16 protein-coding genes, 1 tRNA gene and 1 pseudogene are annotated in these 19730 nt (G+C 65.2%); 9 read left to right on the forward strand and 9 right to left on the reverse strand.

Annotation, left to right across the window (positions count from 1 at the left end):
• The first annotated feature begins 55 nt into the window (after positions 1-55).
• Positions 56-1264 carry a RecB family exonuclease gene (locus P7644_RS09885; protein WP_404298683.1) on the forward strand — a complete coding sequence of 403 codons (1209 nt, stop codon included), beginning with the start codon at positions 56-58 and terminating at the stop codon, positions 1262-1264.
• 4 nt (positions 1265-1268) lie between these two features.
• On the opposite strand, the gene P7644_RS09890 is transcribed toward P7644_RS09885, so the two are convergent.
• The 5 genes and pseudogenes from P7644_RS09890 to P7644_RS09910 all read right to left on the reverse strand — a co-directional run bounded on the left by P7644_RS09890 (position 1269) and on the right by P7644_RS09910 (position 6202).
• Complete coding sequence (locus tag P7644_RS09890; protein WP_404298685.1) at positions 1269-2003, reverse strand: HNH endonuclease; 735 nt, start codon at positions 2001-2003, stop codon at positions 1269-1271.
• A gap of 252 nt (positions 2004-2255) precedes the next feature.
• Positions 2256-2890 (reverse strand): annotated as a pseudogene (locus P7644_RS09895) (transposase); the annotation flags it as partial.
• Positions 2891-3279: 389 nt separating this feature from the next.
• A tRNA-Ser gene (locus P7644_RS09900) sits at positions 3280-3369 on the reverse strand.
• A gap of 83 nt (positions 3370-3452) precedes the next feature.
• Positions 3453-5135, reverse strand: a complete 1683-nt coding sequence (locus P7644_RS09905) for a thiamine pyrophosphate-binding protein (RefSeq protein WP_404298687.1) — start codon at positions 5133-5135, stop codon at positions 3453-3455.
• Between the two features lie 152 nt (positions 5136-5287).
• Positions 5288-6202, reverse strand: coding sequence for an amino acid ABC transporter substrate-binding protein (locus P7644_RS09910; RefSeq protein WP_404298689.1), 915 nt, complete (start codon positions 6200-6202; stop codon positions 5288-5290).
• A 219-nt stretch (positions 6203-6421) separates the two neighbouring features.
• On the opposite strand from P7644_RS09910, the gene P7644_RS09915 reads away from it, so the two are divergent.
• On the forward strand, positions 6422-7315 hold the full coding sequence (locus tag P7644_RS09915; RefSeq protein WP_404298691.1) for a LysR family transcriptional regulator: 894 nt from the start codon (positions 6422-6424) through the stop codon (positions 7313-7315).
• A gap of 12 nt (positions 7316-7327) precedes the next feature.
• Here the strand turns inward: P7644_RS09915 and P7644_RS09920 are convergent, their stop codons facing one another.
• Both P7644_RS09920 and P7644_RS09925 read right to left on the reverse strand, forming a co-directional pair.
• Positions 7328-8242, reverse strand: coding sequence for an SPFH domain-containing protein (locus P7644_RS09920; protein ID WP_404298693.1), 915 nt, complete (start codon positions 8240-8242; stop codon positions 7328-7330).
• 32 nt (positions 8243-8274) lie between these two features.
• Positions 8275-8706, reverse strand: a complete 432-nt coding sequence (locus P7644_RS09925) for an NfeD family protein (RefSeq protein WP_404298695.1) — start codon at positions 8704-8706, stop codon at positions 8275-8277.
• A gap of 147 nt (positions 8707-8853) precedes the next feature.
• Here P7644_RS09925 and P7644_RS09930 point away from each other — a divergent pair, with 147 nt between their 5' ends.
• A complete protein-coding gene (locus tag P7644_RS09930) occupies positions 8854-11226 on the forward strand; it encodes an Orn/Lys/Arg decarboxylase N-terminal domain-containing protein (protein ID WP_404298697.1) in 2373 nt (790 codons plus the stop codon).
• 56 nt (positions 11227-11282) lie between these two features.
• On the opposite strand, the gene P7644_RS09935 is transcribed toward P7644_RS09930, so the two are convergent.
• Positions 11283-12218 carry a DNA ligase gene (locus P7644_RS09935; protein WP_404303172.1) on the reverse strand — a complete coding sequence of 312 codons (936 nt, stop codon included), beginning with the start codon at positions 12216-12218 and terminating at the stop codon, positions 11283-11285.
• Positions 12219-12375: 157 nt separating this feature from the next.
• Between P7644_RS09935 and P7644_RS09940 the strand changes: the two genes are divergently transcribed.
• Positions 12376-12600: a YdcH family protein gene (locus P7644_RS09940; protein WP_404298699.1), complete on the forward strand. Its 225-nt coding sequence runs from the start codon at positions 12376-12378 to the stop codon at positions 12598-12600.
• A gap of 134 nt (positions 12601-12734) precedes the next feature.
• On the opposite strand, the gene fabI is transcribed toward P7644_RS09940, so the two are convergent.
• Positions 12735-13535 carry an enoyl-ACP reductase FabI gene (fabI, locus tag P7644_RS09945; RefSeq protein WP_404298701.1) on the reverse strand — a complete coding sequence of 267 codons (801 nt, stop codon included), beginning with the start codon at positions 13533-13535 and terminating at the stop codon, positions 12735-12737.
• A 58-nt stretch (positions 13536-13593) separates the two neighbouring features.
• Between fabI and P7644_RS09950 the strand changes: the two genes are divergently transcribed.
• From P7644_RS09950 to P7644_RS09970, 5 genes are read left to right on the forward strand one after another with little or no spacing between them, the layout of a single operon-like run.
• Positions 13594-15408, forward strand: a complete 1815-nt coding sequence (locus P7644_RS09950) for an extracellular solute-binding protein (protein ID WP_404298703.1) — start codon at positions 13594-13596, stop codon at positions 15406-15408.
• 45 nt (positions 15409-15453) lie between these two features.
• The gene (locus P7644_RS09955) at positions 15454-15921 is read left to right on the forward strand and encodes a methyltransferase family protein (RefSeq protein ID WP_404298705.1); all 468 of its coding nucleotides are present in this window, start codon (positions 15454-15456) and stop codon (positions 15919-15921) included.
• 18 nt (positions 15922-15939) lie between these two features.
• Positions 15940-16977: a microcin C ABC transporter permease YejB gene (locus tag P7644_RS09960; protein ID WP_404298707.1), complete on the forward strand. Its 1038-nt coding sequence runs from the start codon at positions 15940-15942 to the stop codon at positions 16975-16977.
• An 8-nt stretch (positions 16978-16985) separates the two neighbouring features.
• Positions 16986-18041 (forward strand): ABC transporter permease, encoded by a 1056-nt coding sequence (locus P7644_RS09965; protein ID WP_404298709.1) that lies wholly within the window; start codon positions 16986-16988, stop codon positions 18039-18041.
• Position 18042: 1 nt separating this feature from the next.
• Complete coding sequence (locus P7644_RS09970) at positions 18043-19680, forward strand: ABC transporter ATP-binding protein (protein ID WP_404298711.1); 1638 nt, start codon at positions 18043-18045, stop codon at positions 19678-19680.
• Positions 19681-19730: the final 50 nt, after the last annotated feature.

Here is a 19730-nt window from a genome sequence, read left to right on the forward strand (position 1 = left end):
TTTCTCCGTGGAAGGCCTCCCTCGCAGGCCTTTCACTTTTCAATCAGTTCATGGCATGAATGAGGGCACGGCAGAAGCCGCCGCCAATAGCCTTTCGACACGGCGCACATTGATCCGTACGAAGCCGGCCTCACCGTCAGCCCTCGGGTTGCTTGAGCTGTGCCCGCTCGCCTACCTGATGCAGACCGAGGGGATGCCCCGTAAGACTATCGGCCAACATCCCGCGGCATTGCTAGGTACGGCGGTTCATGCCGTCACAAGTTCCATGATCGCGACGGGCATCCCAACTCCACAGGACGTGATCGACACCGTCAAAAAGGAGTTCTTGAAGCTCGCAGGCGATCCGGCGCGTTCGAGCCCCTTCGCTCGATGGATGCTTCAGCGCTATGGCATTGAAGGATTTGTTACGAGGCGACAGCTGGTCGAACGTTCCGCCTACGTTATAGGCTTGGCATCTCGGCTACCTCACATACCCGCGAGTCGCCGTGCAACCCGAGCCTTTGACGGCAAGGTTCCGACCGGAAGCGAGAGGTGGCTAGAGAGCGAAAAATCGGGCGCGGCTGGAAAGGTCGATTTGATCCTGAGGACGCCCCAAGGGGGCCTAAAAATTATCGACTTCAAGACAGGCAAGATCTATGAGGAAGATGGCCAGATCAAGCGAGCGTACATCCTCCAGATGGCAGGCTATGCCCGGATGGCGGAAGACCTGGAGCCTGCAGCCAATCTTGAACTGGAGCTTATTGGCAAGACAGAAACTTGGTGTAGCCCTTTCAATCAAGAGCTTCGCTCCATGGTCGACTCTGTCATCGCTAGTCTGCGATTGAAACTTCCACTCGGCCGCGAGATACATGACGAACAAACGGCAGTCCTTGGCGAGCATTGTGCCCGTTGCTCAAGCAGGCCTTCCTGCAGGGTCTACGGCACCGAGCTTTCGAGGCGGACTCTTGCGAATCGAGACACATGGAACGGTGGCTCGCTGGACGTTGCAGGTCAGGTAGCCGAAATCCGCGTCGAGGCTGGGCTTGCTACCTTGCTCTTCGAGGACGCGGGCGCTGCTCGCGCGAGGATCGTCGGGATCCCTGAGGCAATTGTCGAGGAGGCTAACCTCGGTGTTGGGCGTGAATTCCACGCATACTCTTTGGGTACTTCAGAGGCGAACCGAGACGGTAGATTCCCGAGGAACTTCTTCGTGGTTGACACGGCTTTGCCGGGAAGGAGCGCCTTCCAGGCGACCTTCGCGGCGACGGAGCGCGCCTCGACTTGATCAATCAACTCGTCGCTAGAGTTGCCAAACCAAGTTCCATTGTGATCGTTTGTTCGCGCTGCGTGATGAATTCGCTGAGTCGCTGGGCGAGAGCTTGCCGCTCGATCGAAAAATGTAAGGCGCGATGGCAGTTTGGACATACTGCGGCTACGTTCGACGCCTCATCTGGACCGTCATCTGCCAGACGGAGTATGTGATGGACTTCCAGATAAGGGACTCCACTCGCGCTCGTGAAGGGAGCAGCCCCCTTGCAACATTCGCATGTACCAGCTGCGCGGAGCAGCGCGTAGCGATGGACGGCGGCACCTCGCGCCCGGTACTCCACTACAGTCATGCGATTGGTCATCGGTTCACTACGGCTGGATACAAGTGGTCGAAGCGCCGCGAGCTCAATCCCGGAGTCGTTGACTGGCGGCTCTATCGCTGCCGGCTCTGCGCGGGAGTCCTCGGCTTCCACTAAGAAGAACCGCGCTAGCAAGTCCCCTTTCCTTGGCCCGCTGTCCGGTCTAAAGAAGTCCACGCCGGAAACGTTGAACGACCCGCGAAACGTGTACAGCTTGCCGTATCCCTGCCGCGCGATCTCCATTGAAGTCGGTTCACGCGTGGTAAACAGCAGGACTGACCGCTCGTTAGAGGCGAGCTTGGCGTTAGCGGCGTTCGTCAAGCTTTGGTCGCCCGTACTTCCCTGGCCAATGTAGATCCAAGATCCGTCAGGCTGCTGGCCGTCGTCGTAGCCCACTTTCTTGCCATGCCGTCCTCCGGACGTGCATATAACGCAGCCAGGCTCGCGATCGCCCCAAATGATGCCGGTTTGTCCTTGCCGACTCCCTACGAATGCAAGGAGCTCAGGGCGTGGATATTCTTGACCTATGCCAAAAGGGTGCATGCGACCAGCCTGTTAGTTGGGACCGACCTTCGTCGACTCGACGGTAGCTTACAGTAAGCGCGCGGCAAACCCATGTTGACCGCCGCTGGCGGTCATGGCTGGCGATCAGAGGTTGGCGGGCCGCCAGTGATGCGGAAGCAGTTCGCCGATCTGGCTGGCCTTGTGCGTGGGCAGCCAGGTCAGCACATCCTTGAGATAGGCATATGGGTCGTGCCCGTTCATGCGTGCCGACTGGATTAGGCTCATCACGGCGGCCGCCCGCGAAAGGAAGCCTTGCTGTGAAAGGGGGAACCAGTTAACCCCTTGTCAAAAGCATCCGTATCCGCCGGTAGTTGCGGGTCATCGACGAAGCGCGTGAGCGCCGTCCAGCGCTTGAGGCTGTAGTCCAGGGCCTTGGCCGTGGCCGAGTTGCCCGCCACCTGCTGGCGTTGCAGCGCCATCCATTCGTGCAAGGCATCGAGCACGGGCCTGCTCTGGCACTGGCGAACCTCCTGGCGTTGCAGTGCGGGCAGGTCTTTGACTTCCCGTTCGATCTCATAGACCCGGGCGAACTGGTTCAGAGCGAGTTCAGCGATCCGGCTCTTACCCGCCGCGTGCAGCTCGAAGAACTTGCGCCGGGCGTGTGCCAGGCAACCGGCCTCCGTCACGCCTTGAGCGAAGCTGGCCTTGTAGCCGGCGTAGTCGTCGCAAATCAGGCTGCCGCGCCACTCATCGAGGAAGGCGCGAGCGTGCTCAGCCGCATCGACGAGCTGCTGCCGCATCGCTTGACACCCCCAGCCTGACACCATAGTCCTTGGGGACGGCCGTCGAGGTGTGTTCGCTGTTCGCTTACTCAGGGACAGATGAGCGCTGTTGAGCGAACGCTTTAGCAGTGAATGATGAGATTGAGAATCATTCTCAATTAAAGCGCACGCACAAGTACTTACTGCCGCAACTCGGTTATCGACTCGCCGCTGTAGAGCAGCCCATGAGGCTGGGCGTATTTCGACCGTCAGCAGACCAGACGGGCGGATATCAGCGCATCAAACGGCCTGCGGAAATAAAAACCAACCCTGCCCACGTTTATTGGGGGTTTTTATGTGGGTCAGAATGGAAAATCAACGCTAAGTCGTTGATTTATAAGAAATTCTGGCGGAGAGGGCGGGATTCGAACCCGCGGTGGGGATTAGCCCACACACGCTTTCCAGGCGTGCGACTTAAACCGCTCATCCACCTCTCCGAAGCCCACGATTATAGCCATGGTTGGAGGCAATTTTTGCCGGGTGCTTGGTTGGGGTAAAAAAACCAGCCGCCGTCCGTGCTTTAGCCCTGCGCCAGTGCCGCACTGCGGATGCCTTGCAGGGTGCCGGTGGGCGTGATGGCCTCGGGGTCGATAAGGCAGTGCAACAGGGCGGGCAGGCCGCTGGCGCGGGCCCGGGCCAGGGCGGGGGCGAAGTCCTCGGTGTGCTCGACGCGCTCGCCGTGGCCGCCGAAGGCCTGGGCGTAGGCCTTGAAGTCGGGGTTCTTGAGCGCGGTGGCGCTGATGCGGCCGGGGTATTCGCGCTCCTGGTGCATGCGGATGGTGCCGTACATGGCGTTGTCCAGCAGCACCACGATGAGCGGCAGGCCGTATTGCACGGCGGTGGCGAACTCCTGGCCGTGCATGAGGAAGTCGCCGTCGCCGGCGAAGACCACGACCTCGCGCCCCGGCCACAGGCGCTTGGCGCCCACGCCGGCCGGCAGGCCGTAGCCCATGGAACCGCTGGTGGGCGCGAGCTGGCTGGCGTAGTGGGTGAAGGGCCAGAAGCGGTGCACCCAGGTGGCGAAGTTGCCAGCGCCGTTGCAGAAGATGGTGTCGGCCGGCAGCACGCTTCTGAGATGCTGCATGACCTCGCCCATCTGCAGGCTGCCGGGGATGCGGATGGGCGCCGGGTCGCTCCAGGCCAGGTATTCGGCGCGCGCGGCCTGGGTGTGGGCGGACCAGCGCGGCGCAACATCGGGACGCAGGCCGGCCAGCGCCGCGGCCATGGCCTGGGGCGTGGCGTGGATCGCCTGCGCGGGGCGGTACAGGCTGCCGAGCTCATCGGCATCGGCATGCACATGCACCATGGGCTGCGCCGGATTGGGGATGGCGAACAGCTCGTAGCCCTGCGAGGGGATTTCCGACAGGCGCCCGCCCAGCACCAGCACCAGGTCGCTGGCGCGGATGCGCGCCAGCAGCTTGGGGTTCACGCCCAGGCCCAGGTCGCCGGCGTAGCTGGCGTGATTTGCCGGGAACAGCATCTGGCGGCGGAACGAGCAGTACACGGGCAGCTGCCAGGCCTGGGCGAAGGCGGTCACGTCGCGCACGGCCTGCTCGGACCAGCGGCTGCCGCCCAGGATGAGCACCGGCCGCTCGGCTGCCTGCAGGCGCTTTTGCAAGTCTTGCAGCGCGGGGGCGCCGGGGTGGGTCTCAAGCACCTGGTAGGGCAGGGCGTCGGCCACGCTGGCGCTGGCCGTCAGCATGTCCTCGGGCAGGGCCACGACCACCGGGCCGGGGCGGCCCGAGGTAGCGACGTGGAAGGCGCGCGAGATGAGCTCGGGCAGGCGCGCCGGGTCGTCGATGTCCACCACCCACTTGGCCATGGTGCCGAATACGGCGCGGTAGTCCAGTTCCTGGAAGGCCTCGCGCCCCTTGGCGCCGCGCGCCACCTGGCCTACGAACAGGATCATGGGCGTGGAGTCCTGGTGCGCGATGTGCACGCCGGCCGAGGCGTTGGTGGCGCCAGGCCCGCGCGTCACGAAGCAGATGCCTGGCTGGCCCGTGAGCTTGCCCTGGGCCTCGGCCATCATCGCCGCGCCGCCCTCCTGGCGGCAGACGGTGACGGCGATGTCGGCGTCGTGCAGCGCGTCGAGCACGGCCAGGTAGCTCTCGCCCGGCACGCAGAACAGCTGCTTGACGCCGTGGGTGAGCAGTTGTTGCACCAGGATCTGGCCGCCGGTGCGTGCGGTGGGGGCGGGGGTCATGTCGGGCTTTCAGAGGGTTATTGACCCGGCAACAAAGGGTTGACCGTCATCCCGGCGAAAGCCGGGATCCAGTGCGCTCGCACGGCACGAAGGCCATGGATTCCGGCTTTCGCCGGAATGACGGGGAATTTGCAACCGTTGATTGCCGGAAATTATTGCTGGTAGCTTTCCAGCGGCTTGTCGTTGGGTTGGGCGAACAGCTGGCGCAGTGCATTGCCCAGTGGCAGGTTCAGGCTCACGTTCTTGGGCGGAATGGGATTGACGAACCATTTGGTGTAGATCTTTTCCGCCTCGCCCGACTGCATCAGGCGCGTGAGGGCACCGTCAACTGCGGCCTTGAAGCCAGGGTCGTCCTTGCGGAACAGCAGGGCGATGGGTTCTGCGCCCAGCGGCTCGCCCACGATGCGGTAGGCGCTGGGCTCCTTGGAGTTGGCGAGCAGGCCGGCCAATATGTTGTCGTCAAGCACGAAGGCGTCTACCCGGCCCGATTCGAGCAGCATGAAGCTTTCGTGGTGATCCTTGCCCAGCACGGTTTTGATGGGCGCGCCCACCACGCGTTCCTGCTTGCGCAGCAGCTGCACGGCCGTGGTGCCTGTGGAGGCAGCCACCGTGCGCCCGCCCAGCTGGCTGATGGATTTCAGGTCCGAGTCCTTGCGCACGGCCATGCGCACCTCGCTCACATAGGTGGTCATGGCAAAGGCCACCTGCTGCTGGCGCGCCAGGTTGTTGGTGGTGGGGCCGCAGCCGATGTCCACCGTGCCGTTGCTCACCAGGGGCATGGTGCTCTGTGCGGTGATGGCCATGTATTCGAGCTTGGCAGCGGGCGTTATTTCTTTCAGCACGCGCTCGCACAGCTCGACGTGGTAGCCGGCGTATTTTTCGTTGGCACCCAGCGCGTAGGCCATGGGCGGAGAGGATTCGCGCACGCCCAGTACCACCTTGCCGGATGCCTTGATCTTGTCCAATGTGGCCGATGGGGTCTGGGCCTGGGCAGTGGTCAGGCTTGCGCACCACAGCGCCAGGGTGGCGCTTGCGAGCGCGGCCAGTTTTTTGCGTGAGCGTGCCATGGCTTGTCTCCTTGAAAAATTGTTCTGACTTCGAGGCAAAGACTATCCATGCTGTAAGGCGGCGTGGATAGCAATAAATTGGAACTACTTGTTGTAAATTTGGAATGATGTAGTTCGGGGTTTCTCTAGTTGTGGCGGGCTATTTTGGCTTCAATAAAGCGCTAGCGCCTTGTTGTCCATGATGGTTCTCCACGGGCATCATTCCTCAATGGCATGACCATGTTGCGCAAGACTTTCTTACCGCCGATTGCCGATCTGCTGGCCTTCGAGGCCGCGGCGCGGCACGGCAGCATCTCGCGCGCCGCGCAGGAGCTGCACCTGACGCAAAGCGCCGTGTCGCGCCAGATAAGGCAGCTGGAAGAGCAGCTGGGCATGGCACTGTTTCACCGCGTGCGCCAGCGCATCGTGCTCACCGACGCCGGCCGTGTCTATGCCGCCGACGTGCGTGCCGCGCTGCAGCAGCTGTCGGCCAGCACGCAAAAGGCCATGGCGCTTTCGCATGCGGGCGGGCTGCTGAACCTGGCCGTGCTGCCCACGCTGGGCACGCGCTGGCTGATACCGCGCCTGGGGGGCTTCACCGCGCAGCACCCCGATGTGACGGTGAACTTTGCGGCACGCACCGAGCCCTTCGACTTCGCCGGCACGCCGTTCGATGCCGCCATCCACTTCGGCCGCCCTACCTGGGCCGGGGCCGTGTGCGAATTCCTGATGCGCGAGGAGGTCGTGCCCGTGGCCAGCCCGGCGTTTCGCGACCGGCACGGCATACGCAGGCCGCAGGACCTGACGCGCGTGGTGCTGTTGCAGCAAAGCACGCGGCCTACGCAATGGGCCGAGTGGTTCGAGCAGGTGGGTTCGCCCACCACCGTGGCCCTGCGCGGCCCGCGGCTGGAGCATTTCGCCATGATTGCCCAGGCAGCGGTATGTGGCCAGGGCACGGCGCTGCTGCCGCGGTTTTTGATAACGCAGGAGTTGGCCGGCGGCGGCCTGGTGCAATTGTTCGACGATGCCCTGGTCAGCGCCGACGCCTATTACCTCGTCTACCCCGAGGCGCGCGCGCAGACGCCGCTGGTGCAGGCCTTGCGGGACTGGCTGCTGGCGGAGTGCGCCGGTTAGCCTGGGGTTGGCTTAGCCACGCTGCTGGGTCTGGATCATCTTCATGGCCGAGCCCAGCAGCGCGGCGACTTCGGTCATGTTGCTGGGCACGATGAGGGTGGTGGTGGCGTCTGCGGCCACCTTGCCGTAGGCTTCCACGGCTTTTTCCGCCACCTTGAGCTGCACGGCCTGCTCGCCGCCTGGCTGGCGGATGGCGGCCGCCACGCGCTCGATGGCCTGGCCAGTGGCCTCGGCCACGGTCAGGAGGGCGGCGGCCTCGCCCTGGGCGTTGTTGATGGCGGCCTGCTTCTCGCCTTCGGAGCGGGCGATGAAGGCCTCGCGTTCGCCGGTGGCGATGTTGATCTGCTCCTGGCGCCGGCCCTCGGACGCGGCGATGAGTGCGCGTTTTTCACGCTCGGCCGTGATCTGCGCCTGCATGGCGCGCAGGATCTCGGCCGGCGGTGTCAGGTCCTTGATCTCGTAGCGCAGCACCTTCACGCCCCAGTTCAGGGCCGCCTCGTCGATGGCGGCGACCACCTGGGCGTTGATCATGTCGCGCTCTTCAAACGTCTTGTCGAGCTCCAGCCTGCCGATCACCGAGCGCAGCGAGGTCTGCGCCAGCTGCGTCACGGCGCTGATGTAGTTGGACGAGCCATAGCTGGCGCGCATGGGGTCGGTGACCTGGAAGTACAGGATGCCGTCCACCTGCAGCTGGGTGTTGTCCTTGGTGATGCAGACCTGGCTGGGCACGTCCAGCGGTATCTCCTTCAGGCTGTGCTTGTAGGCGATGCGGTCGACGAAGGGGATGATGAACTTCGGGCCGGGCGAGAGGGTGCCGGCGTACTTGCCCAGGCGCTCCTTCACCCAGGCGTGTTGCTGGGGGACGATCTTGACGGCGCGCGCGATGAAGATCACGGCGATGACGAAGAGGACGATGGCGACTTCCATGGGGCTGTCTTTCTGTGCTCTGAAGGGTTGATTTACAAGGGGTCGACGAGCAGGCGGTTGCCCACCAGCTCGGCTACGCGATGGGCGCCGGCCGCAGGCGTGACACCGGGGCGGTGGATGGCGGTCCACTGGGCGCCGCGGTATTTGACCTGGGCCGTGCCGTCGGGCTGCCAGGCGTCGATGTAGACGGTCTCGCCCACGTCCAGGTTCACGCTGCGCTCGGCGCGTGCGCTGGGCTCGCCCGGGCGCGTCCTGCGCTTGAAATACGCGATCAGCACGGTGCTGGCGCCGACCACGGCGCACACCAGGATCTGCATCGTCAGGCCCAGGCCCATATGGGCCGCCACGGCTCCGGCGGCCATGCCCATGGCCAGCATCAACAGGTAGAAGGTGCCGCTTAAAAGCTCGATGGCTACGGTGACACCTGCCATGAGCCACCAAAGGGTGGCGGGATCGAGGTTCATGGGGGTCCTCCTCTGCTTGAATTGTGGTTTTTTGTTTCCAGACCGTTGGATTCTGGGCGAATTACATGCGTGCTCATAGGGTGCAGGCGCATTTTTCTTACACTGCGCGCCTGTTTTGTTTTTTGACCCGGTTGCCGGAGGCAGCGCATGAAATTTCGCTTTCCCATCGTCATCATCGACGAGGACTATCGTTCCGAGAACACCTCCGGCCTAGGAATTCGGGCTTTGGCCCAGGCCATAGAGGCCGAGGGCTTCGAGGTGCTGGGCGTGACCAGCTATGGCGACCTGTCGCAGTTTGCCCAGCAGCAAAGCCGGGCCAGCGCCTTTATTCTCTCGATCGACGATGAGGAGTTCACCCTGGGCGCGGGGCAGGACCCGATCATCCACAGCCTGCGCAGCTTCATCACCGAAGTACGGCGCAAGAACGCCGATGTGCCGATCTACGTGCACGGCGAGACCAAGACCGCGCGCCACCTGCCCAACGACATCCTGCGCGAGCTGCATGGCTTCATCCACATGTTCGAGGACACGCCCGAGTTCGTGGCCAAGCACATCATCCGCGAGGCCAAGAGCTACCTGGAGGGCGTGCAGCCGCCGTTCTTCAAGGCGCTGCTGGACTATGCGGAAGACGGCTCGTATTCATGGCATTGCCCCGGCCACTCGGGCGGCGTGGCGTTCCTGAAGAGCCCGGTGGGCCAGATGTACCACCAGTTCTACGGCGAGAACATGCTGCGCGCCGACGTGTGCAACGCCGTGGAGGAGCTGGGCCAGCTGCTGGACCACAACGGCGCCATCGGCGAGTCGGAGCGCAACGCGGCGCGCATCTTCAATGCCGACCACTGCTTCTTCGTCACCAACGGCACCAGCACCAGCAACAAGATGGTCTGGCACCACACGGTGGCGCCGGGCGACGTGGTGGTGGTGGACCGCAACTGCCACAAATCCATCCTGCACAGCATCATCATGACCGGGGCCATCCCCGTGTTTCTGAAGCCCACGCGCAACCATTTCGGCATCATCGGCCCGATCCCGCAGAGCGAATTCGAGCCCGCCACTATCCAGGCCAAGATCCGCGCCAACCCGCTGCTCAAGGGCGTGGATGCCGAAACCGTCAAGCCGCGCGTGCTGACGCTCACGCAATCGACCTATGACGGCGTGCTCTACAACACCGAAACCATCAAGGGCATGCTCGACGGCTACGTGGACAACCTGCACTTCGACGAGGCCTGGCTGCCGCACGCCGCCTTCCACCCGTTCTATGGCAGCTTCCACGCCATGGGCAAGAAGCGCGCGCGCCCCCGGCATTCGGTGGTCTATGCCACACAGTCCATCCACAAGCTGCTGGCCGGCATCAGCCAGGCATCGCATGTGCTGGTGCAGGACTCGCAGACCACCAAGCTCGACAGGCACCTCTTCAACGAGGCCTACCTGATGCACACCAGTACCAGCCCGCAGTACAGCATCATTGCCAGCTGCGACGTGGCCGCCGCGATGATGGAGCCGCCCGGCGGCACGGCGCTGGTGGAGGAAAGCCTGGTCGAGGCGCTGGACTTTCGCCGCGCCATGCGCAAGGTGGAGGAAGAGTTTGGCAAGGACGACTGGTGGTTCAAGGTCTGGGGCCCCAACGAACTCGTCGAGGACGGCCTGGGCACGGCCGAGAACTGGGTCTTGCGCAACAAGGGCAAGAAGAAGAACGGCGCCGCCAAATGGCATGGCTTTGGCGACCTGGCCGACGGCTTCAACATGCTGGACCCGATCAAGTCGACCATCGTCACGCCGGGCCTGAACCTGGACGGCAAGTTCGACGCCACGGGCATACCGGCAAGCATCGTCACCAAGTACCTGGCCGAGCATGGCGTGGTGGTGGAGAAGACGGGCCTGTACAGCTTCTTCATCATGTTCACCATCGGCATCACCAAGGGCCGCTGGAACACGCTGCTGGCCGCGCTGCAGCAGTTCAAGGACGATTACGAGAAGAACCAGCCCATGTGGCGCATCCTTCCCGAGTTCTGCCAGCAGCACAAGCGCTACGAGAAGATGGGCCTGCGCGACCTGTGCCAGCATGTGCACCAGCTTTATGCCAAGTACGACATCGCGCGCCTGACGACCGAGATGTACCTCTCGGACCTGACGCCGGCCATGAAGCCCAGCGACGCTTACGCCCACATCGCCCAGCGCAAGACCGAGCGCGTGGCTATCGATGAGCTGGAGGGCCGCATTACCACCAGCCTGATCACGCCCTACCCGCCGGGCATCCCGCTCTTGATCCCGGGCGAGGTGTTCAACAAGAAGATCGTCGACTACCTCAAGTTCGCGCGTGAATTTGCCAAGCTCTGCCCGGGCTTCGAGACCGACATCCACGGCCTGGTGGAGATGGAGGACGACGATGGCCATGTGCGCTACTACGCCGATTGCGTGGCGCAGGTGGGGGCAGCCGCAGCGCCGCGCAAGACCCGAGCATCGGCCAAGGACAAGCTGGTGCAGGTGGGCAGCGACGGCCCGTTCGGTCGCACCCTTTAAAGGACGGCCACTCTTGTATTAATAGCTGCTGGCGCTTGTTTGGCGGGCGCTGCGTGCTATTTTTGCGGTATTTCGGGTGCGGCTGGCGGCGCGTCGGCCCGCACGCGCCAAAAGCGTGCAAAGCGCGGCAGGCCGCCGGCATGCGTGCCGTTGAAGCGGTAAGTCACCACCGTCCCCACGGGCGGCGGCTGGCGGCGCAGCGCATCGGGCAGGCCGCTGCCCAGGCGCAGGCGCCGGCCGTCAGGCAGTTCCACCAGCAACGCGCCGGTCTGGCCCGCGTACTTGCCCCGGCCCGGCACATGGCCGACGACCCGGCCTTCCGCGTCGTCGAAGGACTTGAGCTTGAGCAGGTCCTCGCTGCGCCCGCCGCGGTAGGGCGCGTCATCGCTGCGCAACATCAGGCCCTCGGCGCCGGCCTTGTCGTGCGCGCGCAGCTGCGCCATCAGCGCGCCATGGCTGCTCACGCGCCACTGCGGCGCGGCCTGCACCCAGGGCTGGTCCAGCGCGGCTACCGTGCGCTGCAGGGCGGGCAGGCGCGCGCCAAAGCCGCCGGGCGCGCCCGGCAGATCGAACACCATGTAGCGCAACTGGCGCCACTGCGCATCGTCGGGCGTGGCCCCCGCCACGGCCGCCTGCGCGGCGGCGAACCGGCCGCGCCCGGCCCAGAGCTCGCCATCCAGCGGCTCGGCGGGCCAGCCGGCGGTGAACCAGGCGGGTGCGCGTATCGGCAGGCCCTGGCGGCTCAGCAACTCGCCGCCCGTCCAGATGGCACGCACGCCGTCGTACTTTTCGCTGACCCAGTAGGCGGTAACGTCGACTCCGGGGTGATAGCGCTGCGCAAGCGTGGGGGAGGGCGGCGTGGCATGTGCCGCCGACCAGCCAAGAACTATTAAAAACAATAGCTTCCAGCACAGTGAATATAGGCGTTTCAAGCCAAAAACACTCCATGGAGCATGAGGATTCTTAAGGGAGGCTGCGCGATCGGGATGCATAGTCTCTTTCAAGCGTGAGAGCGGCAGGTGCTGTGCGGCGCCAAGCCCGGCATGCATGGCGCGCTGCTTGCCCTGGGTCATGGGGCATGCAACTGCCTTGGCGAGGACAGGGGGAACCCTTAAACTGAAGGCGTCATTCACCCCCCAAGGAGCACCGATGTTTCCCGAGTATCGTGACCTGATTACCAAGATCAAAGGCCAGGACAGCTACTTCACTCGGCTGTTTGACAAACACAACGAGCTGGATCAGCTGATCAAGAACATGGAGGCCCGCATCGTGTCGGCCACGGTCCATGAGATTGAGAAGCTGAAGAAAGAGAAACTGTTGCTCAAGGATCAGATCTACGCCCACCTGCGCCGCCTGGAGGGCGCTCAGGCCTGATCAGGCTGCTGGCCCGCTCACGGCAAAAACCCCGCCTGCATTGCCGCTAGCGGGGTTTTTTTGTGCCTTGTTGGGCGCAAAAAAAGCCCTGCAGGCCGTACCGGCCGCAGGGCTTGTGTGTCGGCGCGAGGGGCTTACACCTGATCCGCGCTCAACCCCGCCGTCTGGCTGAAGCCCCCGTCCACGTAGGTGATCTCGGCCGTCACGCCGCTGGCCAGGTCGCTCAGCAAAAAGGCAGCCACATTGCCCACGTCCTCGATGGTCACGTTGCGGCGCAGCGGGGCGGCGTCGGCCACGCGGCCGAGCAGCTTGCCGAAGTCCTTGATGCCGCTGGCGGCCAGGGTCTTGATGGGGCCGGCGCTGATGCCGTTGGCGCGGATGGCCCGGCCGTCCGCGGTGCGGCCCACGGCCTCGGCCAGGTAGCGCACGCTGGCCTCAAGGCTGGCCTTGGCCAGGCCCATGGTGTTGTAGTTGGGGATGGAGCGCAGCGCGCCCAGGTACGACAGCGTCAGCAGCGAGGACTTGTCGTTCAGGTAGGGCAGGGCGGCCTTGGCCATGGCCGGGAAGCTGTAGGCGCTGATATCGTGCGCAACCTTGAAGGCTTCGCGCGACAGGCCTTCGAGGAAGTTGCCGGCGATGGCCTCGCGCGGGGCGAAGCCGATGCTGTGCACGAAGCCGTCGAACTTGCCCCAGGCGGCGCCCAGGTCGGCGAACAGCTTGTCGATCTGCGCGTCATCGGCCACGTCGCAGTCGAACACCAGCTTGGAATCGAACTCGGCGGCAAATTCGGTGATGCGCTCCTTGAAGCGCTCGCCCACGTAGCTGAAGGCCAGCTCGGCGCCCTGCTGGTGGCAGGCGCGGGCAATGCCGTAGGCGATGGAGCGGTTGGACAGCACGCCCGTGATGAGCAGCTTTTTGCCGGCGAGGAAACCCATTGTTGTTCTCCAGAGGAATGAGGGAATGCGCGGGCTGCGCGTGGGGCAGAATTGTCGCATGCAGTTCTGGCGCCTTTGTTTGCTCCCACTCCTGGGCCTGTGGGCCCCTGCCATCTGGGCCGCGCATGCCTATGCCATGTGGGGCGAGCCGGCGCTGCCGGCCGGCTTTGCGCACCTGCCCTATGTGAACCCGGCCGCGCCCAAGGGCGGCGAGCTGCGCCTGGTGAGCAACCTGCGCGCCTCCACCTTCGACAAGTACAACCCCTTCACCATCCGCGGCAACGCGCCGGCCTACCTATCGGCGCTGATGTTCGACACGCTGCTGTCCGGCTCGATGGCCGAGACCGCCACCGGCTACGGCCTGCTGGCCGAGGACGTGGCGGTGGCGGCCGACGGCCTGTCGGCCACCTTTCGCCTGCGGCCCGAGGCGCGCTTTCACAACGGCAAGCCGGTCACGGCGCAGGATGTAAAGCACAGCTACGACACGCTGGTGGGGCAGTACACCTCGCCCGCCTACAAGACCATGCTCATCGAGGTGGCCGGCGTGGACGTGCTGGACGAGCGCACGGTGCGCTACCGCTTCCACAAGCCCAACCGCGAGCTGCCGCTGACCGTGGGCGGCCTGCCGGTGTTCAGCCGCGACTGGGGCCTGGGCGAGGACGGCCGCCCCAAGCCCTTCGACCAGGTGGTGATGGACATGCCGATAGGCAGCGGGCCGTACCGCATCGGCCCGGTGAACTTCGGCAAGGACATCACCTATGTGCGCGACCCGAACTACTGGGCGCGCGACCTGCCCGTGCGCCGTGGCACGGCCAACTTCGACCGCGTGCTGATCAAGATCTACAAGGACAACACGGCGCGGCTGGAAGCGCTGAAGGCCGGAGAGTTCGACCTGATGCGGTTTTTCAGCGCCGGCGACTGGGCGCGGCGCGTGAACGGCAAGAAATTTGACACCGGCGAGCTGGTCAAGGCCGAGTTCCCGCACAAGCTGCCCACGGGTTTCCAGAGCTATGTGCTGAACACGCGCCGCCCGCTGCTCGCTGACCGGCGCGTGCGCGAGGCCCTGGGCCTGGCCTTCGACTTCGAATGGATGAGCCGCCAGCTGTTCTACGGCGCCTACCAGCGCGTGCAAGGCATCTTCGGCAACACCCTGTGCGAGACGCAGGGCAGCCCCACGCCCGCCGAGCTGGACCTGCTCGCCCCCTGGCGCAAGCAGTTGCCGCCCGAGGTGTTCGGCCCGATGTTCCAGCCGCCCGTCACCCAGGACGCGATGGCGCTGCGCGAGCACCTGCGCCGCGCCCTGGTGCTTTTGAGGGACGCGGGCTGGGAGGTGCGTGATGGCGCGCTGCGCAACGCCCAGGGCGAGCCCTTCGTGCTGGAGTACATGGACAGCAACGAGGGCGGCGTGCGCACGCTCTCGTCCTGGCAGCGCAACCTGCAAAAGCTGGGCATCACGCTCAAGTTCCGCTCGGTGGACTTTGCGCTCTATCAGCAGCGGCTGCAGAAGTTCGACTTCGACATCACCACCATCGCCTACCAGGGCACGAACAACCCGGGCCAGGAATTCGCCGATCTGTTCGGCAGCCAGGCGGCGGACCAGGAAGACTCGGGCAACTTCCCCGGTGTGAAGAACCCGGCCGTGGACGCCGTGATCCGCGCCATGGTGTCGGCCAAGACGCTGGAGCAGATGCTGCCCGCCTGCCACGCGCTGGATCGCATCATTGCCCACGAGCATTACCTGATACCCCAATGGTCCGCGCCCACTCACCGCATGGTCTACGACGCCTGGCGCCTGGCGCGCCCGCAGGTGGTGCCGCCGTACTCGCCGGGCGAGATGTGGGTCATCGATACCTGGTGGTCAAAAAATCCATAGCGGGCAACGCTTTATTGGCAAGGATTTCAACCATTTTTCACCAAAATGTTCAATCTAGAGCACAAGATCCCGCCGCCGGTCGTCGGCCTGGCCTGCGCCGGTCTGGCATGGTGGCTGGCACACATGGCACCGACGTTCGCGCTACAGCTGCCGGGGCGGCTGGCCCTGGCTGTGGCCCTGGTGCTGGCATCGGCGGGTTTGGCGTTCGAGCTGTGGGGGCTGTGGGTCTTTCGCCGCCACCGCACCACGCCCAACCCGCTGACCCCGGAGCGCGCGCGCACCGTGGTGCAGACCGGGCCCTACCGCTACACGCGCAACCCCATGTACCTGGGGGTGGCGCTGCAGCTGCTGGCCTGGTGCGGCTACCTGGGCAACCCGCTGTCGCTGCTGGCGCTGGCGGTGTTCGTGGCCTACATCACGCGCTTTCAGATCCTGCCCGAGGAGCGGGCGCTGGCGCAGCGCTTTGGCGAGCCCTACCTGCAGTACCTGCGCAGCGTGCGGCGCTGGATCTAAACCCATAATTCAAGCGCCATGTTCGCCTACATCCTGAAGCGCATCCTGCTCATGCTGCCCACCCTGCTGGGCGTGCTGCTGCTGACCTTCGTGGTCATCCAGTTCGTGCCCGGCGGCCCGGTGGAGCAGTACCTGGCCGAGGCCAAGGCCGGCGCCACCGGTGCGGGCGGCGGCGGCGAGGGCGGCGGCATGGCCTACCGCGGTGCGCAGGGGGTGGACCCCAAGCGCCTGGAGCAGATCAAGCAGCTTTACGGCTTCGACAAGCCCGCACACGAACGATTCATCCAGATGCTGGGCCAGTTCGCGCGCTTTGATCTGGGGCGCAGCTTCTTCCAGAACAAGGACGTGTGGCAACTCGTCAAGGAAAAGCTGCCCGTGTCCATCAGCCTGGGGCTGTGGACCTTTTTCATCAGCTACCTGGTGGCCGTGCCGCTGGGCGTGGCCAAGGCGGTGCGCGCGGGCTCGCGCTTTGACCTGGTGACCACGCTGATCATCCTCGTGGGCTACGCGATCCCGGGCTTCGTGCTGGGCGTGGCGCTGCTGGTGGTGTTTGGCGGGCAGCTGCAGTGGTTTCCGCTGCGCGGGTTGACCTCGGCCAACTGGGACGAGCTATCCCTCATGGGCAAGGTCACGGACTACCTCTGGCACATCACCCTGCCCATCACCGCCATGGTGGCCGGCAGCTTCGCCGTGACGGCCATGCTGACCAAGAACGCCTTCCTGGAGGAGATCCGCAAGCAATACGTGCTCACCGCGCGCGCCAAGGGGCTGAGCGAGCGCCAGGTGCTGTACCGGCATGTGTTTCGCAACGCGCTGATCCCCATCATCACCGGCTTTCCCTCGGCCTTCATAGGCGCGTTCTTCGCCGGTTCGCTGCTCATCGAGACACTGTTCTCGCTCGACGGCCTGGGCCTGCTTTCCTACGAGAGCGTGATCCGGCGTGACTACCCCGTGGTGCTGGGCACGCTGTACCTGTTCACGCTGATCGGGCTGGTGACCAAGCTGATCTCCGACCTGTGCTACGTGTGGGTGGATCCGCGCGTGAAGTTCGATTGACCATGCACATGTCCGTTTCCATCCCCGTCACCGCTCCCGCGTCCCTGTCCCCCGGCCGCCGCGCCTGGCGGCGCTTCCGTGCCAACCGCCTGGGCTTCTGGAGCCTGGTGCTGTTCTGCACCCTGGTCGTAATCAGCCTCGCGGCCGAGCTGGTCAGCAACGACCGGCCGCTCGTCGTGCGCTACGAGGGGCAGACCTACTTCCCCATGCTCAAGGACTATCCCGAGACCACCTTCGGCGGCGACTTCCAGACGCCCGCCGACTATCTCGACCCTTACGTGCGCCAGCGCATCACACAGGGTGGCAACTGGGCGCTGTACACGCTCAACCCCTACGGGCCGCAGACGCTGAACTACTTCGCCAAGGCGCCCAACCCCTCGGGCCCCTCGCGCGACAACTGGCTGGGCACGGACGACCGCGGGCGCGACCTGCTGGCGCAGCTGATCTACGGCTTTCGCGTCAGCGTGCTGTTCGGCCTGGCGCTCACGGTGGTGGGCGTGGCGCTGGGCGTGGCGGCGGGGGCCATCCAGGGCTTCTTCGGCGGCAGGACGGATCTGGCCTTCCAGCGCTTCATAGAGATCTGGGGCTCCATGCCCGAGCTGTACCTGCTCATCATCTTCAGCGCCGTGTTCGCGCCCAGCATCGTGCTGCTCCTGGTACTGCTGTCGCTGTTTGGCTGGATGGGGCTGTCGGACTATGTGCGCGCCGAGTTCCTGCGCAACCGCCAGCTCGACTACGTGAAGGCCGCGCGCGCCCTGGGCGTGAAGAGCGGCCAGATCATCTGGCGCCACATCCTGCCCAACAGCATGACGCCGGTGGTCACCTTTCTGCCATTTCGCATGGGTGCAGCGATCCTGGCGCTGACCTCGCTCGACTTCCTGGGCCTGGGCGTGCCGCCGGGCACGCCCAGCCTGGGCGAGCTGCTCAGCCAGGGCAAGAACAATATCGACGCCTGGTGGATCTCCATCTTCACCTTCGCGGTGCTGGTCAGCACGCTGCTGCTGCTGACCTTCATGGGCGACGCGCTGCGCGATGCGCTCGACCCGCGCAAGGCGGAGCATTGACATGCGTGCCACCCCGCCCATGAATCCCCAGACACCGCCGCTCTTGCAGGTGCAGGACCTGCGCGTGCGCTTTGGCGCCAAGGAGGTGGTGCATGGCGTGAGCTTCGACATCGCGCCCGGCGAAAAGCTGGCCCTGGTGGGCGAGTCGGGCTCGGGCAAGACCGTGACGGCGCTGGCGCTGCTGCGCCTGGCCGGCGATGCGCGGCTCGAAGGCCGCGCGCTGATGCAGGGGCGCGACCTGTTGCAGCTGCCCGAGCGCGAGCTGCGCGGCGTGCGCGGCGGCGACATCGCCATGGTGTTCCAGGAGCCCATGACGGCGCTCAATCCTCTGATGCCCGTGGGCGAGCAGGTGGCCGAGATTTTGATGCTGAAACAGGCTCTAACCAAGTCACAGAGCGCGCAATCAGCTATCGAGTTGCTAGCGAGTACGGGCATCCCCGAACCCGCGCGCCGCGCCGCCAGCTTCCCGCACCAGCTCTCGGGCGGGCAGCGCCAGCGCGCCATGATCGCCATGGCCCTGGCCAGCCGCCCCAAACTGCTGCTGGCCGACGAGCCGACCACGGCGCTCGATGTGACGCTGCGCGGCCAGATCCTTGAACTGCTTTCCGACCTGCAGCGCCAGACCGGCATGGCCGTGCTGCTCATCACGCACGACCTGCTGCTGGTGCGCCGCTTTGCCGACCGCGTGGCCGTGATGGAGCAGGGCGTGCTGGTGGAGCAGGGCAGCGTGGCCCAGGTCTTCGGCGCGCCCCGGCATGACTACACGCGCCGCCTGATCGGCAGCACGCCGCGGCGCGACGTGGTCGAGGCCGCGCCGGCCGAGGGCGCCACGCCCGCCGCCCAGGCCGGTGCCGTAAGCGTGGCCTACCCCGTACCGCTGCCGGGCTTTCGCGGCTGGTTTGCCAAGGGCGAGTTCGTGGCCGTGAAGGGCGTGGACTTGTGCATCCAGCGCGCGCGCACGCTGGGCGTGGTGGGCGAATCAGGCTCGGGCAAATCCACCCTGGCCCAAGCCCTGCTGGGCCTGCTGCCCGCGCGTGGCGAGCTGCAGGTGGCTGGCCAGCATTGGCAGCAGCCCGCGCAGCACAACAGCGCGCACAACCAGTTGCTGCGCCAGCAGGTGCAGGTGGTGTTCCAGGACCCGTTCTCATCGCTGTCGCCGCGCATGACCGTCGAAGAAATAGTGGGCGAGGGCCTGCACGTGCATGAGCCCCGGCTGCCCGCGCCCGAGCGCCGTGCGCGCGTGGCCGCCATGCTGGCCGAGGTGGGCCTGACCGAATCGCAGTTCCCCGGCCTGCTGGCGCGCTACCCGCATGAATTCTCGGGTGGCCAGCGCCAGCGCCTGGCGATCGCGCGCGCGCTGATCCTGGAGCCGCAGCTGTTGGTGCTGGACGAGCCTACCAGTGCCCTCGACGTGACCATCCAGCAGCAGGTGCTGTCCCTGCTGCAGCGCCTGCAGAAGGAGCGTGCGCTGTCCTATCTGCTTATCACCCACGACGTGGCCGTGGTGCGCGCCATGGCGCACGAGGTCATTGTCATGAAGGACGGCGAGGTGGTCGAATCCGGCCACGTGCAGCAGGTGCTGGATGCGCCGCGCCACCCCTATACGCAGCGCCTGGTGGAGGCGGCGCGTGCGCCATAACCGAGAGCTTGTTGCCGCGCAGGCTAAAATGCGCGCATTCACCAATGCAA

Origin of the sequence: Alicycliphilus denitrificans (assembly GCF_044792555.1) — a bacterium.
In the GTDB taxonomy this organism is placed as follows: Bacteria; Pseudomonadota; Gammaproteobacteria; order Burkholderiales; family Burkholderiaceae_C; genus Alicycliphilus; species Alicycliphilus denitrificans_A.

Coding starts and splice junctions, on each gene's coding strand:
- P7644_RS09910 (WP_404298689.1), bottom strand. CDS start 6,202: ATGGCACGCTCACGCAAAAAACTGGCCGCGCTCGCAAGCGCCACCCTG.
- P7644_RS09940 (WP_404298699.1), top strand. CDS start 12,376: ATGTTTCCCGAGTATCGTGACCTGATTACCAAGATCAAAGGCCAGGAC.
- P7644_RS09970 (WP_404298711.1), top strand. CDS start 18,043: ATGCGTGCCACCCCGCCCATGAATCCCCAGACACCGCCGCTCTTGCAG.
- P7644_RS09930 (WP_404298697.1), top strand. CDS start 8,854: ATGAAATTTCGCTTTCCCATCGTCATCATCGACGAGGACTATCGTTCC.
- P7644_RS09925 (WP_404298695.1), bottom strand. CDS start 8,706: ATGAACCTCGATCCCGCCACCCTTTGGTGGCTCATGGCAGGTGTCACC.
- P7644_RS09960 (WP_404298707.1), top strand. CDS start 15,940: ATGTTCGCCTACATCCTGAAGCGCATCCTGCTCATGCTGCCCACCCTG.
- fabI (WP_404298701.1), bottom strand. CDS start 13,535: ATGGGTTTCCTCGCCGGCAAAAAGCTGCTCATCACGGGCGTGCTGTCC.
- P7644_RS09950 (WP_404298703.1), top strand. CDS start 13,594: ATGCAGTTCTGGCGCCTTTGTTTGCTCCCACTCCTGGGCCTGTGGGCC.
- P7644_RS09935 (WP_404303172.1), bottom strand. CDS start 12,218: ATGCATCCCGATCGCGCAGCCTCCCTTAAGAATCCTCATGCTCCATGG.
- P7644_RS09955 (WP_404298705.1), top strand. CDS start 15,454: ATGTTCAATCTAGAGCACAAGATCCCGCCGCCGGTCGTCGGCCTGGCC.
- P7644_RS09885 (WP_404298683.1), top strand. CDS start 56: ATGAATGAGGGCACGGCAGAAGCCGCCGCCAATAGCCTTTCGACACGG.
- P7644_RS09920 (WP_404298693.1), bottom strand. CDS start 8,242: ATGGAAGTCGCCATCGTCCTCTTCGTCATCGCCGTGATCTTCATCGCG.
- P7644_RS09915 (WP_404298691.1), top strand. CDS start 6,422: ATGTTGCGCAAGACTTTCTTACCGCCGATTGCCGATCTGCTGGCCTTC.
- P7644_RS09965 (WP_404298709.1), top strand. CDS start 16,986: ATGTCCGTTTCCATCCCCGTCACCGCTCCCGCGTCCCTGTCCCCCGGC.
- P7644_RS09905 (WP_404298687.1), bottom strand. CDS start 5,135: ATGACCCCCGCCCCCACCGCACGCACCGGCGGCCAGATCCTGGTGCAA.